The organism is Dinghuibacter silviterrae, assembly GCF_004366355.1.
Lineage (GTDB): Bacteria > Bacteroidota > Bacteroidia > Chitinophagales > Chitinophagaceae > Dinghuibacter > Dinghuibacter silviterrae.
Map to the genome: position 1 here is coordinate 3,220,895 of NZ_SODV01000001.1, position 14,278 is coordinate 3,235,172.

Sequence of the window (14,278 nt, forward strand, 5' to 3'; positions counted from 1 at the left end):
CTACTTGTGGTTGAATACAAAATAGCTGACGATGATGGCCAAGAGGGACAAGGCGCTCAGGAAAATCGGCAGCAGCTGTTGGGAACGGCCGGCGCTCGCGATTTTTGCCTTGTTCGGTTCTACGTAGATCACATCATTCGTTTTCAAATAGTAATAAGGTGACGTCAGGATATCCGGGGAGTTCAGGTTCAGCCGCCGGACGATTTTGGCTCCGTTCTCTTCCCGGATCAGCAGGACGTTGTCCCTTTTCGCATAGACCGTCAGGTCGCCGGCCAGCCCCAGGGCCTCCAGGATGGAGATGCGCTCGCTGGTGACGTTGATGGTGCTGGGTCTCAGGACTTCCCCGAGCACCGTCACCCGGAAGTTCAAAAAGCGGACGGTCACGATGGGCGCCGTCAGCAGCTTCTGGTCTTCGAGCAGGTGGGTGAGCTCCTGTTCCAGTTGTTCCTTGGTCAGCCCCCCGGCCTTGATGCTGCCCAGCACGGGGAACTTGATGGAATCCTGCTGGTTGACCAGGTACCCCGTCATCTGGGTGTTGGTCCCCGAGGGCATGATTCCCCCGTTGGTAGCGATCTGGCTGCTGATCCCGGTCATGGCCGGGTTTGCCTGCAGGGGCGTGTTGCCCCCGTTAAAGATGGCCGTGGCTTCGGCGCTCAGGCTGGTGACCGTGATGCTCAGCAGGTCGTTGCTTTGGATGACCTGGGCCGGCGCCGTGGCCGCATTGGTAAAGACGGTATCCCGGATACCGTTAAAGTAGACGGATTTGCGTGTATCTGCGCAAGAGGAAACCAACAGAGCCAGTATAACCGCGACGCAAGCAATCCGGAAGGTTGTTATCCGATAAGGTGCTCCCACTGTGTTTTGTTGTCTTTTTTGAAGATGTCCAGATCGCTCGCCACCATTTCCTTGACGAGCATCGGCAGGTCGTATTCGGTTGTCCACCCCAGCTTGGTTTTGGCCTTGGTGGGGTCCCCGATGAGGAGTTCGACTTCCGTGGGGCGGAAATAGGCCGGGTCTACGGCAACAACTTCTTTCCCTACCTGCAGCAGGTAGTCGGGGTTGGTCGACGCCGCCACATATCCTTTTTCCTCCACTCCTTCGCCTTTAAAGACAATGTCGACGCCGATTTCGGCAAACGCCATCTTTACAAAGTCCCGGATCGGTGTGGTGACGCCCGTGGCAATGACAAAGTCCTCGGGTTTGTCCTGTTGCAGCATGAGCCACATCGCGCGGACGTAGTCCTTGGCGTGCCCCCAGTCGCGGCGGGCGTTCAGGTTCCCTAAGTACAGCTTCTCCTGAAGCCCCAGTGCAATGGCAGCCACCGCCCGGGTAATTTTTCTCGTGACGAAGGTTTCCCCGCGCAAAGGACTTTCGTGGTTAAACAAAATGCCATTGCAGGCAAACATGCCGTAGGCCTCCCGGTAGTTCACCGTGATCCAGTAGCCGTACAACTTCGCCACCGCGTACGGGCTGCGCGGGTAAAACGGCGTCGTTTCCTTTTGGGGAACCTCCTGGACCAGCCCGTACAACTCCGAGGTCGAGGCCTGGTAGATCTTTGTCTTGTGGGTCATCCCCAGGAGACGGACCGCTTCCAGGACCCGGAGGGTGCCGATCGCGTCCGTATTGGCCGTGTATTCCGGTGTGTCAAAGCTCACCTTGACGTGGCTCATGGCCCCCAGGTTGTAAATTTCATCCGGCTGTGTTTCCTGTATGATGCGGATCAGGTTCGTGGAATCCGTCAGGTCCCCGTAGTGCAGCCTGAACCGGACGTTCGGCGCATGCGGGTCCTGGTACAGGTGGTCGATGCGGTCCGTATTGATCAGGGAAGACCGGCGCTTGATGCCGTGGACCATATATCCCTTTTCCAATAAAAGTTCGGCCAGATAGGCTCCGTCCTGGCCGTTGATACCGGTGATCAGTGCTGTCTTCATGCGACTCCAGTTGCTTTTACAGTATTGTCTTTGTGTTGTAAAAAATCTTCGTACGAAAGGCGGATGCCCTCGGGGAGTTCCACCTGGTGACGCCAGCCCAAGGCGTGCAGCTTCGACACGTCCATGAGTTTGCGCGGGGTGCCGTCCGGCTTGGTGGTGTCGAAGGTTAATGCGCCTTCGAACCCGACCACTTTGGCGACCAGCTCCGCGAGTTCCTTAATGCTCAGGTCTTCACCGGTGCCGACGTTGACCAGTTCCTTCCCGTCGTATTCGTTCATCAGGAAAACGCAGGCTTCGGCCAGGTCGTCCGCGTAGAGGAATTCGCGTTTGGGCGTGCCCGTGCCCCAGATCACCACCTCTTTGTCGCCCTTGACCTTCGCCTCGTGGAACTTCCGGATCAGGGCCGGGAGGACGTGTGACTTTTGCAGGTCATAGTTGTCTCCCTTTCCGTACAGGTTCGTCGGCATGACGCTGATGAAATTACATCCGTATTGGTCGCGATAGGCTTCACACAATTTGATCCCCGCGATCTTGGCGATCGCGTAAGGTTCGTTGGTTTCCTCCAGCGGACCCGTGAGCAGGTAGCTTTCCTTCAGGGGCTGGGGCGCCAGTTTCGGGTAGATACACGAGCTGCCCAGGAACATCAGTTTTGTTGTACTATATCGGCGCGCCGCTTCGATGATGTTCGCTTCGATGATGAGGTTGTCGTAGAGGAATTCTCCCCGGTAGGTATTGTTGGCCAGGATGCCCCCCACTTTGGCGGCGGCCAGGAAGACGTAGGCGGGGCGTTCCTTGTCGAAAAAGTCGGCAACAGCCTGTTGGTTCCGCAGGTCCAGGTCTTTGGAGGTCCGCGTCAGCAGGTTTTTATAACCTTGTGTTTGCAGGTGCCTCAGAATGGCTCCGCCGACCATGCCCCGGTGCCCCGCGATGTAAATCTTTGCGTCTTTTTCCATAGAATATGTTGTTCCCTTTGTTCCCGACCGGGCAGGCTTCGCCCACGTCAGTACCATGTTTTTATTTTTTTTACCCTATACTTTGCTGTACTGGGTATCATTAAACTCAGCCACCAGGTAGGCATTCAACAGCTCCAGGCGGATGCTCGCCTTTTTCTTCGTTTTGCGTACGATGATGCCTGTATAGTCTGCAAAAGGACCTTCGTCGATACGGACCCTGTCGTTCGTCTCCACCCGTAGCTCCCAGTCCTGGTAGGTTTCCAGGAACGTACGTACCCCCTCCATCTCCCGGTCCTGTATCACGGCCGGTTTGCCGCAGTGGAGCACGAAGGTAATAATATTGTTATCAGAAAGGACAGCAGACCGCTCCTCCGGACGGATCCGCACAAAGACATAAGAGCGGAAAACGGGCTCCTCCACTATCTTGTAGCGGTCGTGCCAGCGTTTGCGGACCTTCTGGATCGGGCAGTACACCGTAATGCCCCGGGCGGATAAGGTGGCAGCAGCCTTCTTTTCGGAACGGGGCCGGGTATACAGTGCATACCAAGCGCCGCCGCTGCCTTGGATAAGGTTCATGTCGTAAATATCTGCAAATACCGTGGGGTGCGCAGCCCCTTAAGTCAGGGGGGATTCGCGTGGTCGCCTGCGGCGAGCTGTGGTTCCTTACGGTGCGTTGTGGCTCTGCGCGGCCCCGCGCGCTCCATGTGACCGGCCGGCTCCTCTGCACGGTTGTGCGCGCTCAGTGGACCGGCTGGACAATATCGGTTTGGACCTTATAAGGATCTTTTTCGACCCCCGGGTCGCCCACATAGACCTCGTACGCCATGCCCGCGGCCTTCCGGCGACTTTGCCGGAGCGTGTCCGCCAGGGCCTTATACCCCAGGGGGTCCAGCTCATAAGGCCCCCAGAAATGGGCCACGAGCGCCGGGCCCGCCACCGTCTTGCGGATCCTGACCCGGCCCTCGGTGGCGTCGGGCGTCCTGTCCACGGGGACACCCGCGTCAAAAAGGAGCGGGAACTGGTCCCCGGAGTACCACGCCATGGGCGGGCCGGTCATCTTCAGGTGGTTCCCCGCGATAAAGGCTGCCAGCTCCTGGCCGTAGATCCCTGCCAGCTTTTTGGATATTTCCCCGCTGGTGGCCGCCGAATCGGATATATATAATATGGTCATCGCATGGACTGTCATGGTATCGAGTTTGATGACCGGGGTACGGGTGACACCGGCCCGCTCCGAAATGCTTTTCAGGCTGTCCAGCCCCTGTTCGAAGTCCGGGCCCACCATTTTGTCCATGAACAACCCCATATATTTACCCACCAGGGAATAAAATACGTTTTTGCCCGTCATTTTTGAGTCCATATACCAGACGACCATCGTCCCGCTATCCACCGGCGACAGGTTCCACCCCCCCATGGACGTCCCCATGTCCCCAAAGTCCAGGGCCGTGACTACCTTTTTGTCCGGGACGCTTTCGGTAATGGTCAGGGTCCCGTTCCCCACCTCCTTGTCCGTGCTCGTCCAACTGTACGACGCCCCCTGCCCGGAATCCTTATCCCCAAACGTCTGGTGCATATTGGGATCTTTCCGGTTCCAGGGCATCCAGTCGTTGTAGGTGCGCAGGTTGTTCACCACGCTAAACACCGTGGCCGGGGGCGCTTTGATCACCTTCGCGCGTTCGACGTGCACTGTACCGGGGAGGAAAAAGGAGACGAGGATAATCAGTAAAAGGAGGGCGGCGAGGACCCACAAGATGCGTTTAATCAGAGTCATGGCAAGCAATTTTTTAGGTACACCGTTTAAAATACGCATCTCCCGCGACTTAAGCAACAAAATAGCGGGTATCTTTGCCCGCCATGAACATTCTGGAACTGTTTCAGCCCATCCGGGCTTTTGCCTTTGATATGGACGGCGTCCTCACCGACGGAGGCGTTTTGGTACTGGAAGACGGACAGCAGGTCCGCCGGATGCACACCCGGGACGGCTATGCCCTCCAGCTCGCCATCCGCCGCGGCTACCACGTCGTGGTGATTTCCGGGGGGAACTCCGCCGCCGCCCGTCTCCGCCTCACCAAGCTCGGCATTACCGACGTCCACATGAGCATCGACGACAAACTGGCCGTCCTGCAACAATACATGGCCGAACGCAGCCTGGCGCCCCACGAGGTCCTCTATATGGGGGACGACATCCCTGACCTCCAGCCCATGGAAGCCGTCGGGCTGCCCTGCTGCCCCGCCGACGCCGCCACCGAAATCCTCCGGGTGTCCAAGTACATCTCCCCGGTAAAGGGGGGGGAGGGGTGTGTCCGCGATGTGATCGAGAAAGTTTTGAAGCTAAATGACGACTGGGCAACGGACCACACACCGGCGAGTAAGTAGTGTCGATTTTTCTTAATTTTCCGCATCCTTATGCAAACCCTCAAGGCATTTTTCCGGTTGATCCGGTGGCCCAATCTCGTCATTGTCGTCCTCACCCAGTTCCTGTTCTACTACTGTGTGATGCGGCCCGCCTATACTGGCTCGGGCTGGTATCCCTCGCTCGGTTGGGGACGGCTCGGCCTGCTCAGCTTCGCCTTTATGGCCATGGCCGCCGCGGGCTATATCATCAACGACTATTTCGACCTCAACATAGACCTCGTCAACAAACCCGACCGCCTCGTCGTTGACAAATACATCAGCCGCCGCTGGGCCATCTGGTGGCACGGCTTCCTGTCGCTGATCGGGATCGTCATCAGCACCTACCTCGGGTTCGTCCTCAAGTTCTACCTGCTGGGGCTGTTGAACCTCGCCGCCGTGGTCCTGCTTTTTCTCTATTCCGTATCCCTGAAGCGGCAACTCCTTAGCGGGAACATCGTCGTGTCCGTGCTCACCGCCTGGGCCATCGGCGTACTCCTCGCCATCGGCGTCAACGACGACCTCCTCCACCACCTCGGCATCCTCCCCGGGGCCGACCCCGCCAAACCCGGCGTCAACTATGCCCGGTTTGCCCGGATCGGTGTCCTCTATTGCTCTTTTTCCTTCATCATATCGATGATCCGCGAGGTCATCAAGGACATGGAAGACACCGAGGGCGACGCCCGGTACGGCTGCCGGACCCTCCCCATCGCCTGGGGGTTTACCACCGCCAAGGTCTTTACGGGTACCTGGATCGTCGTCCTGCTCGGGGCCCTCGCCATCGTCGTGATCTATGTCCTCCAGTTCCACATGTGGCTGAGCGCGGCGTACTGCTTTTTTGCGATCATCGTTCCGCTCTTGTCCGTCTTCCGCGGGCTGATCCGCGCCACTTCCTCCCGCGACTTCCACCGGCTCAGCTCGCTGGTCAAGGTCATCATGCTCACGGGTATCCTGTCACTTCTTTTCTTCAAATACTATGCTTGAGCCCATCATCCTCGCTTCCCAGTCGCCTCGCCGCCGCCAGCTTTTGGAATGGGCGGAGGTGGCGTTTGACGTTGTCGTGCCGTCTACCGATGAGTCCTATCCTTCCGGGATGGCGGCTTCCGAAGTGCCTGTGTTTATTGCGCGACAGAAGGCGCTCGCGGTGCAGTCTTTCCTGACGTCCTCTTCCACGCCGTTGCCTTTTGACGGGCTGGCGACCGAGCGGTCTGCGTTTCTCGCGGGGATCCGGAAGCGGATCGTGATGGCGGCGGATACCGTCGTTGTCCTTGGGGAAGAGATTATTGGGAAGCCGCGGGATCGCGACGACGCCATTGCCATTCTTATGCGGCTGTCCGGGCAGGAACACCGCGTCATCACGGGCGTCTGCTGCCGTCGCGGCGACCGGGAACTATCCTTTTCAGATACGACCCGCGTGCTTTTTCACCCCCTGACGGAGGCCCAGATCGCCTTTTATGTCGATAAGTACCGGCCTTATGACAAGGCGGGGGCTTACGCCATACAGGAATGGATCGGGGTCGTCGGGATCAAGTCCGTGGACGGGGATTTTTACAATGTGATGGGGTTGCCGGTCAGCAGGGTGGTCCGTACTTTATCGGCACTGTAACCAACGCCTAGTAGGAAAAACTCGTATTTACCTTTATATCCGGATGTATACTCTGCATCACCGGACAGGTCAGCGCCGCCCGTTCCAGGATCACGCGCTGTTTGTCATCCAGGCTTAACTCCGGGGGAAAATGGAGCCCCACGTCGATCCCGCTGATGCGCCGGGGATCCGCCGCCATGTGTTTGGTAATGTCGATTTTCAGACCGCGGAGGTCGACGCCCAGGTCGCGTGCTTTGATGCCCATGATGGTCATCATGCAACTGCCGAGGGCTGTGGCGACGAGGTCGGTGGGGGAGAAGCGTTCGCCTTTGCCCTGGTTGTCGGTGGGGGCGTCGGTTTCAATGCCGCTGCCGCTTTGGAGGTGTTGGGCGATAGTGCGGAGGTCGCCTTCGTATGTTACCGTGGAAGTCATACACAAATTTATTCCATTTATGGACACAACTTTTCATAAGGCTTCGCGTTTTAACCTCAATTTGCCTACTTTTATGGCTAGTATACCTCATAATCGATTGATCGTGCGACACCTTATAGCAACCGTAGTATTGATTCCGGCGATGTTTTGGGGGCGGATCTTTGCCCAGACCACGACCGATACCATTCCCCGTACCCCCCACCAGCAAAAGGTGTGGGAGCACCGCCAGCGGGTCAACGACCTGATCCGAAGGGAAGAGGAGGGGGTGCTGGCATACAACAAGCAGTTTGCCTTCGGAATCAAGCTGGCCACGGACGGCTACGGACTTTCCTACGAAATCGGGTGGATGAAGTCGCTGCGCTGGACGAACATTCTCCAGTTTGAGCTGAACGAGAAAAAGAGCCCCAAGGAGTACAAGGTGTCGGTGTCGGACAACCCGTATACGTCGGGGACCCCTTTTATTTACGGCAAACAAAACTACTTCTACCAGTTCAAGCTGGGTTTTGGTCAGCAGTATATGATTGGAGGAAAAGGGAATAAAAACGGCGTAGCGGTGTCCGGTATCTATGCGGGCGGTCTTTCGCTGGGGATTTTGCGGCCGTACTACGTCCAGACCGAGGACTCCACCGGCCAGGTCATCAATATCAAATACAACCAGCAGGACAGCGCTGCTTTCTTAGGGAACGTCTATGGCGGGACCGGTTTGGGTACGGGCTGGGGGGAACTGGCCTTTAAACCCGGGATCCACGGCAAGGTGGCCCTCCGGTTTGACTACGGCCGTTACAACGAGCTCCTGAGCGCCATCGAGGTGGGCGTCAATGCCGAATACTACTTTAATAAGGTGCCCATCATGGTCCTGGCACCGAACCACGCCTTCTTCCTGAACTCGTATGTAACCATTGAGTTCGGCAAGCGAAAGTGACGTACCTTTGGCGAATGGATAAGCCAAAGAAGCCCGACTGGCTTCGGGTTAAGTTGCCGGTCGGAGAGTCCTACAAGCACGTTCGCGGTCTCGTCGAGACCCATAAACTTCATACCATTTGTGAGAGCGGGAATTGCCCGAATATGGGCGAGTGTTGGGGTGCCGGCACGGCCACCTTTATGATCCTGGGGAATGTCTGCACCCGGTCCTGCGGTTTTTGCGCCGTAGCCACGGGCCGTCCCGATGCCGTGGACTGGGACGAGCCCCAACGCGTGGCCGAAGCCATCCACCTCATGAAGGTCAAACACGCCGTCATCACCTCTGTCGACAGGGATGAACTTAAAGACGGCGGCTCCGTGATCTGGTACAACACCATCCGCGCCGTCAAGGCCCTCAACCCCGATACGTCGCTCGAAACCCTCATCCCCGACTTCAAGGGAGACAAAGACAACATCCAGCGCGTCATCGACGCCGCCCCGGAAGTCGTCTCCCACAACATCGAAACCGTCGAAAGGCTGACCCGCAGCGTCCGCATCCAGGCCAAGTACTGGCGGAGCATGGACGTCCTGCGCACCCTGAAAACCGGCGGCATGCGCACCAAAAGCGGGATCATGCTCGGCCTGGGCGAAACAAAGGAGGAAGTCCTCCAAACCATGCGCGACCTCGCCGACTGCGGGTTGGACGTCATCACGCTGGGGCAATACCTCCAGCCGACCCAGCGCCACCTGGCGGTGCAGCGCTTTGTCCACCCCGACGAGTTCGCCGAGCTTCGCGAACGCGGGTATGACATGGGCTTTGACTATGTGGAGAGCGGTCCCCTGGTGCGGTCGTCCTATCACAGCGAAAAACACGTTATTCCCGGGTATGGAAGGGCGGCGTGGAGCCTGGAGAAAAAAGCTGCGCTTGTATAAAATACTATTCCTGTTGCTGCTGCCCTCGGCAGCGTTGGCGCCCCTTGCCGGCTCGGCCCAGTTGCACTGGCTCAAGGCCCGCAGCCTGAACGAGCAGTTGCCGTTTTCCATCACCGTCTATCTCACCGAGGACTCCGTCCACGGGCGGCCCTTCCGGGCGTGCTACGTGTCGGTCGATCCGTATGACCTTAAGATAGACTTTGCCGCCAGGGTGGGGGAGGCGACGCCTTCGGCGTTTTTCGGCCGCGAAACCGGCTTGCCGCCTTATATCGTCGTCAACGGGGAGACCCGGCGTGATCTACAGTTGGTCATCGACGGGCGGCGCCTCGTCTCTTATAACCAGATGGCGCTGCGTGTGCCTGGGGACAGCCTTTATCACTACGTGACGCCCAGCGCCGTCGGCGTCAATGGCGCCCGGCACGTGGACGTGGGGTGGGTGTTTACCGATTCTACCAAAGACTATCCCTTGTGCATGTTGAAGGGGCCGTCGGATCCGCGGTATAGCAAGGGTGTTCACAGTAATCCGTCCATCCTCGATATCCGTAGCGAGAACGCCAATTCCGAGATCGGTGCCAAGTGTATGCAATGGCCGATGGAGGCCGCCGTGGGCGGTGGGCCTACGCTGGTCAAGCGTGGGCAGGTGTTTATCAGTAGCCGGGAAGAGATTCGGTTTTTTGGAAGGGAGGATTCGGTGGAGGCGCGGACGGCGATGGGGTATACCCGCGACAATAAGATGATCATTCTTGTTGTTGAGGGGGGGCATCCGGGGGAGTCGTTAGGGGCTTCGCTGCCGGAGGTTGCGGCCATGATGAAGGATCTGGGGTGTTGGGAGGCGCTCAACCTTGGTGGTGGTGGGGCGACTTGCCTTCTTGTCAACGGGCAGCCTTTGCTAAAACCCGCTACTGCAAATGGGGAGCAGGAAGCGGTGGGGTCGGTGTTTATGATTAAGAGCCATCTATAAATTTGATTTTCGGGCCATTTTTCCTAAATTTGTAGAAATTTCTCAAATTTAAGGAAAATGATTATCGAGTTTACGGTAGGCAATTATAAGTCAATCAGACAGAAGCAGACCCTGAGCCTGCAGGCTGCGCCTATCGTCTCCAAAGACCCTGAGGTCGATGAACGAAATGTCTTCATAGCGCCGGGGGGCCTGAAACTACTTAAATCCGTTGCTATTTTTGGTCCGAATGCCAGCGGTAAAAGTAACCTTCTTAAGGCGTTGACCCGTATGCTGCTCTTTGTCGACAAGTCTTTCCAGAATGAGGACGAGGTCAAACAATTTGACCGGTTTTCGCTTGACATGGAATGTGAGAAAATGCCGGCGCACTTTGAAATGGTTTTTATCACAAATTGTAACCGATACCGTTATGGGTTTGAAATAACAGAGGATCGGGTCAGTGCTGAATGGCTTTTTGGGCCGGCCAAAACAAACGAAGTTGAATATTTCACCCGCCTGGGCGACCAAATAAAAATCAATAAGGCGAGATTTAAAGAAGGAGCCGAATTGCCGCCGGACAAGACAAAGTCTTCGACGCTTTTTCTTAATGTTGTTGATGCTTTCAATGGGCCGATCGCGGCAGAGGTCAAGTCTTTTCTGAAAAGCAGCATCAGGGTAAACGCCGGTACCAATGATCATACTTTCCGAAATAATACCGTGCGGATGATGGAAGTTGAGGATTGGCGGAGACAGATTGCCGAATTGATGCGTTCGGCCGATATGGGCATTGAAGATATTGACCACATAAGTCTGGATACCCCAGAAGGAAAGTCCTCAAAGATACTTGGCACATTTAAAAAGGTTAAGAATGAACCAGCGGGTTCTCCGCCAAGTTTTTTTGATTTTGAAGACTTTGAATCCGAGGGAACCAAAAAATTCTTTTCTTATTCTGGGACGATAATCAACAGCCTTTTATTGGGAACGGATCTTGTGGTCGATGAGTTGGATTCCCGGCTTCATCCGTCCCTTACCCGCAAGATTGTCGAATTGTTCAACTCAAAGGAACTGAACCCCAATAATGCGCAGTTAATCTTCGTCGCGCACGACATCAATTTGCTCGATCCGGCGTTGTTGCGTCGTGACCAGATTTATTTTACTGAAAAGAATATGGATGGCGAAACCTCTCTCTATTCCTTGATTAATATTGGTGGGGTGCGCAACGATGTCTCTTACGAAAAGGAATATATGAAGGGCAAATACGGTGCCCTGCCTTACCTTGCGAATTTCAATGTCCATCCCCATGAGCCGAATCAAGAAAACCGATGAGAAAAAGCCATGGGCAGGAAAGAAGCTAGAAAGAGACCTGTCGATCAAACGGCAGGTTAAGAATACCTTTCTCATCTATTGCGAGGGTGCGAATACAGAGCCTGAATACTTCAAGGCCTTCCCGGTGAATACGGAAACGATCGTTCTTGCGATAGGTCTTGGTATGAGCCGTAGCTCACTTGTTAAGGAAATCATTCGTCGTGTTTCGGAACAGGGATATCTTGAGGGTCAGCCCAATTTTGACGAGGATCGTCAGATTTGGTGTGCTTTTGACCGGGATGATCGTGGCTTGCCGGGAGAGGACGAGGATTTTGACGAGGCGGTTCGACTAGCCAGGGAGCATAGCCTGCATGTCGCGTATTCGAATGATGCATTCGAGCTCTGGTTTTGTTTACATGATCATTATATAGATACACAGCTCCATCGTAAGCAATTTTATGAACGCCTCAGCAAGCGTTTAGGTCTTAACTACGAGGTCCATGGCAAAGAAAAGGAGTTCGCAAAAAGCCTTTACATGCTCTTTCTTCCTTTTCAGGCTAAAGCGATACTGCACGCAGAGCGCCTTCATAAAGTACACGAAGTCGAGCAGAGACCTTCGCATCATAATCCTTGTACGACGGTATATCAGTTGGTGGCAGCTTTGAATAAGTGCTTGAAACAATAGGGGAAGAAAAATTCCAGGATAGAGCGAGTAAATAGAAAAAGGCAATGCCAGTTTCCCGGCAAAGCCTCCAGTGCAAAGTTATGTAATCTATTGAATTGCGCGGAATTTTCCCCGCGCGCGGGTTTTTGTTACCCGCACATCGCAAAATACCTCCGTACATCCCCAAAATCCCCCGCTAGGGCCACCCATTCCCTATCTTAGCCCCCAAACTAATCGATTCCAAGATATGAGAAAGCTTATCGGGTTTATGGCCCTGGGCGGTCTGTTGGTGGGTCAACAGCCGGTCTGGGCGCAAACGACGCCTGCTACTACGACTACTTCGAATTACGATCCGCATGATGCCTTTGGGCCGTTGTTGTATCCTTCTTTTGGGGATGACCAGCGGACCGCCGATGGGCGGCCGGGGGCGAAGTATTGGCAGAACAGCGCGGACTATCAGATCAATGCGCGCCTGGACGAGGTGAACCATGCCTTGTCGGGGACCGTGGTGGTGACGTATAAGAACAACAGCCCGAACGCGCTGCCTTTTGTGTGGCTGCAGATGGACCAGAATATTTATAGCCTGAAGTCGAGGGGCGTGGCGACCACGGACCTGAGCGGGGGGCGTTGGGCGAATAGGGACCAGTTTGACGGGGGGTATACCCTTCATTCGGTAGAGGTGGTGGATGCGACGACGGGGAAGGGCACGGCGGTGGATCCGCTGGTGTCGGATACCCGGATGCAACTGAAGCTTCCTTCGGAGTTGAAACCGGGGGGGACGCTGAAGCTGAAGATCGTGTATGACTTTAAGATCCCGGAATATGGGACGGACCGGATGGGCCGGATCGAGACCAAGAACGGCTGGATTTATGAGCTGGCGCAGTGGTACCCGAGGATGTGTGTCTATGACAACGTCCTGGGGTGGAATACGCAGCCGTATCTGGGGCAGGGGGAATTTTACCTGGAATACGGGACCATCGACTATGCGGTGAATGTGCCCGCGGATATGATCGTGGGTGGCTCCGGGGAGTTGGTGAACCCGAAGGAGGTGTTGACCCCGACGCAGCAAAAACGCCTGGCGGACGCAAGGGTGAGTGACAAGACGGTCATGATCCGGAGCGCGAACGAGGTGACGGATGCGAGCAGCCGCCCGGCTTCGGGACGGCTGACGTGGAAGTTCCATTGCGCCAACACCCGGGACGTGGCCTGGGCGGCGTCGAAGGCCTTTGTCTGGGATGCGGCGCGGATGAACCTGCCGAGCGGGAAAAAATCCCTTGCGGAGTCGCTGTACCCGGTGGAGAGTGTCGGGGATTCGGCCTGGGGGCGTGGTACGGAATATACCAAGGGGGCCATCGAGTTTTATTCCAAATACCTGTATGAGTTCCCTTACCCGAGCGCGACCAACGTTGGCGGCAGGGTAGGCGGGATGGAATACCCGGGGATCGTTTTTTGTAGTTATCGCTCGCGCATGCGGGGCCTTTGGGGGGTGACGAGCCACGAGTTCGGGCATACCTGGTTCCCGATGATCGTGGGGTCGAACGAACGCAAATATGCCTGGATGGACGAGGGCTTTAACACCTTTATCAACGGGGTGGCGGACTCGGCCTTTGACAACGGGGAATATTTCCGGCCGGTGAAAAGCCGGACGGGGATGGCCAGGGCGTATTTCGGGGTGGACCCGATGCTGACCCTTCCGGACGCGATGCGGAGCACGATGGCGTGGGGCACGCTGAGTTACAGCAAACCGGGCAGCGGTCTGGAACTGTTGCGCGAAGAGATCCTGGGTAAAGAGCGGTTTGACTATGCGTTCCGCTACTATGTGCACAACTGGGCGTTTAAACATCCGACGCCCTGGGACTTTTTCCATGCCATCGAGAACGCTTCGGGGGAAAACCTCGACTATTTCTGGAGGGGCTGGTTCCTGAACTCCTGGAAAATCGACTTTGCGGTGACCGGGGTGGAGTATGTAAAGAACGACCCGACCCAGGGGGCGAGCATCACCATCGAGTGTAAAGAGAAGTTACCCATGCCCGTTACCGTCGAAGTAACAGAGTCGAACGGGAATAAGGGCCGCGTTCAGTTGCCCGTGGAGATCTGGATGAAGGGTGGTGTGTGGAAGTTCCACTATTCGTCGACCAGCGCGTTGAGCCAGGTGACGATCGATCCGGATAACCGGTATCCGGATGTGGATCCGAACAATAATACCTGGAAGGCGCAATAAGTATAGCTTTCAGCATAGCAAGGGCCGC

Annotated in this window: 15 protein-coding genes; 9 read left to right on the forward strand and 6 right to left on the reverse strand. The window is 56.1% G+C overall.

Going from position 1 to position 14,278, the window contains the following annotated elements; translation table 11 throughout:
* The 5 genes from EDB95_RS13980 to EDB95_RS14000 form a co-directional block, all read right to left on the reverse strand.
* Complete coding sequence (locus EDB95_RS13980) at nt 1-792, reverse strand: polysaccharide biosynthesis/export family protein (protein WP_246073640.1); 792 nt, start codon at nt 790-792, stop codon at nt 1-3.
* Between the two features lie 41 nt (nt 793-833).
* Nucleotides 834-1,931, reverse strand: a complete 1,098-nt coding sequence (gene gmd / locus EDB95_RS13985) for a GDP-mannose 4,6-dehydratase (RefSeq protein ID WP_133994420.1) — start codon at nt 1,929-1,931, stop codon at nt 834-836.
* Entirely contained in the window at nt 1,928-2,884 is a 957-nt protein-coding gene (gene fcl, locus EDB95_RS13990) for a GDP-L-fucose synthase (RefSeq protein WP_133994421.1), read from the reverse strand. The genes gmd and fcl overlap by 4 nt, the downstream gene beginning before the upstream one ends.
* A 75-nt stretch (nt 2,885-2,959) precedes the next feature.
* Nucleotides 2,960-3,460, reverse strand: a complete 501-nt coding sequence (locus tag EDB95_RS13995; RefSeq protein ID WP_133994422.1) for a UpxY family transcription antiterminator — start codon at nt 3,458-3,460, stop codon at nt 2,960-2,962.
* Nucleotides 3,461-3,623: 163 nt separating this feature from the next.
* A complete protein-coding gene (locus EDB95_RS14000; protein ID WP_162852594.1) occupies nt 3,624-4,652 on the reverse strand; it encodes an SRPBCC family protein in 1,029 nt (342 codons plus the stop codon).
* Nucleotides 4,653-4,735: 83 nt separating this feature from the next.
* On the opposite strand from EDB95_RS14000, the gene EDB95_RS14005 reads away from it, so the two are divergent.
* Genes EDB95_RS14005 through EDB95_RS14015 form a run of 3 tightly spaced genes read left to right on the forward strand, consistent with a single transcriptional unit; the run spans nt 4,736 to nt 6,878 of the window.
* Nucleotides 4,736-5,257: a KdsC family phosphatase gene (locus EDB95_RS14005; protein WP_133994424.1), complete on the forward strand. Its 522-nt coding sequence runs from the start codon at nt 4,736-4,738 to the stop codon at nt 5,255-5,257.
* Between the two features lie 30 nt (nt 5,258-5,287).
* Nucleotides 5,288-6,256: a geranylgeranylglycerol-phosphate geranylgeranyltransferase gene (locus EDB95_RS14010; protein WP_133994425.1), complete on the forward strand. Its 969-nt coding sequence runs from the start codon at nt 5,288-5,290 to the stop codon at nt 6,254-6,256.
* Entirely contained in the window at nt 6,249-6,878 is a 630-nt protein-coding gene (locus tag EDB95_RS14015; protein WP_133994426.1) for a Maf family protein, read from the forward strand. The genes EDB95_RS14010 and EDB95_RS14015 overlap by 8 nt, the downstream gene beginning before the upstream one ends.
* A gap of 7 nt (nt 6,879-6,885) precedes the next feature.
* On the opposite strand, the gene EDB95_RS14020 is transcribed toward EDB95_RS14015, so the two are convergent.
* Nucleotides 6,886-7,290, reverse strand: a complete 405-nt coding sequence (locus EDB95_RS14020) for an OsmC family protein (RefSeq protein WP_133994427.1) — start codon at nt 7,288-7,290, stop codon at nt 6,886-6,888.
* A 103-nt stretch (nt 7,291-7,393) separates the two neighbouring features.
* On the opposite strand from EDB95_RS14020, the gene EDB95_RS14025 reads away from it, so the two are divergent.
* The 6 genes from EDB95_RS14025 (at nt 7,394) to EDB95_RS14050 (ending at nt 14,250) form a co-directional block, all read left to right on the forward strand.
* Nucleotides 7,394-8,212 carry a hypothetical protein gene (locus EDB95_RS14025; RefSeq protein WP_133994428.1) on the forward strand — a complete coding sequence of 273 codons (819 nt, stop codon included), beginning with the start codon at nt 7,394-7,396 and terminating at the stop codon, nt 8,210-8,212.
* Between the two features lie 14 nt (nt 8,213-8,226).
* Nucleotides 8,227-9,123 (forward strand): lipoyl synthase, encoded by an 897-nt coding sequence (gene lipA / locus EDB95_RS14030; RefSeq protein ID WP_133994429.1) that lies wholly within the window; start codon nt 8,227-8,229, stop codon nt 9,121-9,123.
* Nucleotides 9,116-10,084: a phosphodiester glycosidase family protein gene (locus EDB95_RS14035; protein WP_162852595.1), complete on the forward strand. Its 969-nt coding sequence runs from the start codon at nt 9,116-9,118 to the stop codon at nt 10,082-10,084. The genes lipA and EDB95_RS14035 overlap by 8 nt, the downstream gene beginning before the upstream one ends.
* A 57-nt stretch (nt 10,085-10,141) precedes the next feature.
* Entirely contained in the window at nt 10,142-11,386 is a 1,245-nt protein-coding gene (locus EDB95_RS14040; protein WP_133994431.1) for an AAA family ATPase, read from the forward strand.
* A complete protein-coding gene (locus EDB95_RS14045; protein ID WP_162852596.1) occupies nt 11,361-12,050 on the forward strand; it encodes an RloB family protein in 690 nt (229 codons plus the stop codon). The genes EDB95_RS14040 and EDB95_RS14045 overlap by 26 nt, the downstream gene beginning before the upstream one ends.
* A gap of 226 nt (nt 12,051-12,276) precedes the next feature.
* Complete coding sequence (locus tag EDB95_RS14050) at nt 12,277-14,250, forward strand: M1 family metallopeptidase (protein WP_133994433.1); 1,974 nt, start codon at nt 12,277-12,279, stop codon at nt 14,248-14,250.
* Nucleotides 14,251-14,278 lie beyond the last annotated feature (28 nt).

Coding starts and splice junctions, on each gene's coding strand:
- EDB95_RS14040 (WP_133994431.1), top strand. CDS start 10,142: ATGATTATCGAGTTTACGGTAGGCAATTATAAGTCAATCAGACAGAAG.
- EDB95_RS13995 (WP_133994422.1), bottom strand. CDS start 3,460: ATGAACCTTATCCAAGGCAGCGGCGGCGCTTGGTATGCACTGTATACC.
- EDB95_RS14020 (WP_133994427.1), bottom strand. CDS start 7,290: ATGACTTCCACGGTAACATACGAAGGCGACCTCCGCACTATCGCCCAA.
- EDB95_RS14010 (WP_133994425.1), top strand. CDS start 5,288: ATGCAAACCCTCAAGGCATTTTTCCGGTTGATCCGGTGGCCCAATCTC.
- lipA (WP_133994429.1), top strand. CDS start 8,227: ATGGATAAGCCAAAGAAGCCCGACTGGCTTCGGGTTAAGTTGCCGGTC.
- EDB95_RS14050 (WP_133994433.1), top strand. CDS start 12,277: ATGAGAAAGCTTATCGGGTTTATGGCCCTGGGCGGTCTGTTGGTGGGT.
- EDB95_RS14005 (WP_133994424.1), top strand. CDS start 4,736: ATGAACATTCTGGAACTGTTTCAGCCCATCCGGGCTTTTGCCTTTGAT.
- EDB95_RS14045 (WP_162852596.1), top strand. CDS start 11,361: ATGAGCCGAATCAAGAAAACCGATGAGAAAAAGCCATGGGCAGGAAAG.
- gmd (WP_133994420.1), bottom strand. CDS start 1,931: ATGAAGACAGCACTGATCACCGGTATCAACGGCCAGGACGGAGCCTAT.
- EDB95_RS14015 (WP_133994426.1), top strand. CDS start 6,249: ATGCTTGAGCCCATCATCCTCGCTTCCCAGTCGCCTCGCCGCCGCCAG.
- EDB95_RS14000 (WP_162852594.1), bottom strand. CDS start 4,652: ATGACTCTGATTAAACGCATCTTGTGGGTCCTCGCCGCCCTCCTTTTA.
- fcl (WP_133994421.1), bottom strand. CDS start 2,884: ATGGAAAAAGACGCAAAGATTTACATCGCGGGGCACCGGGGCATGGTC.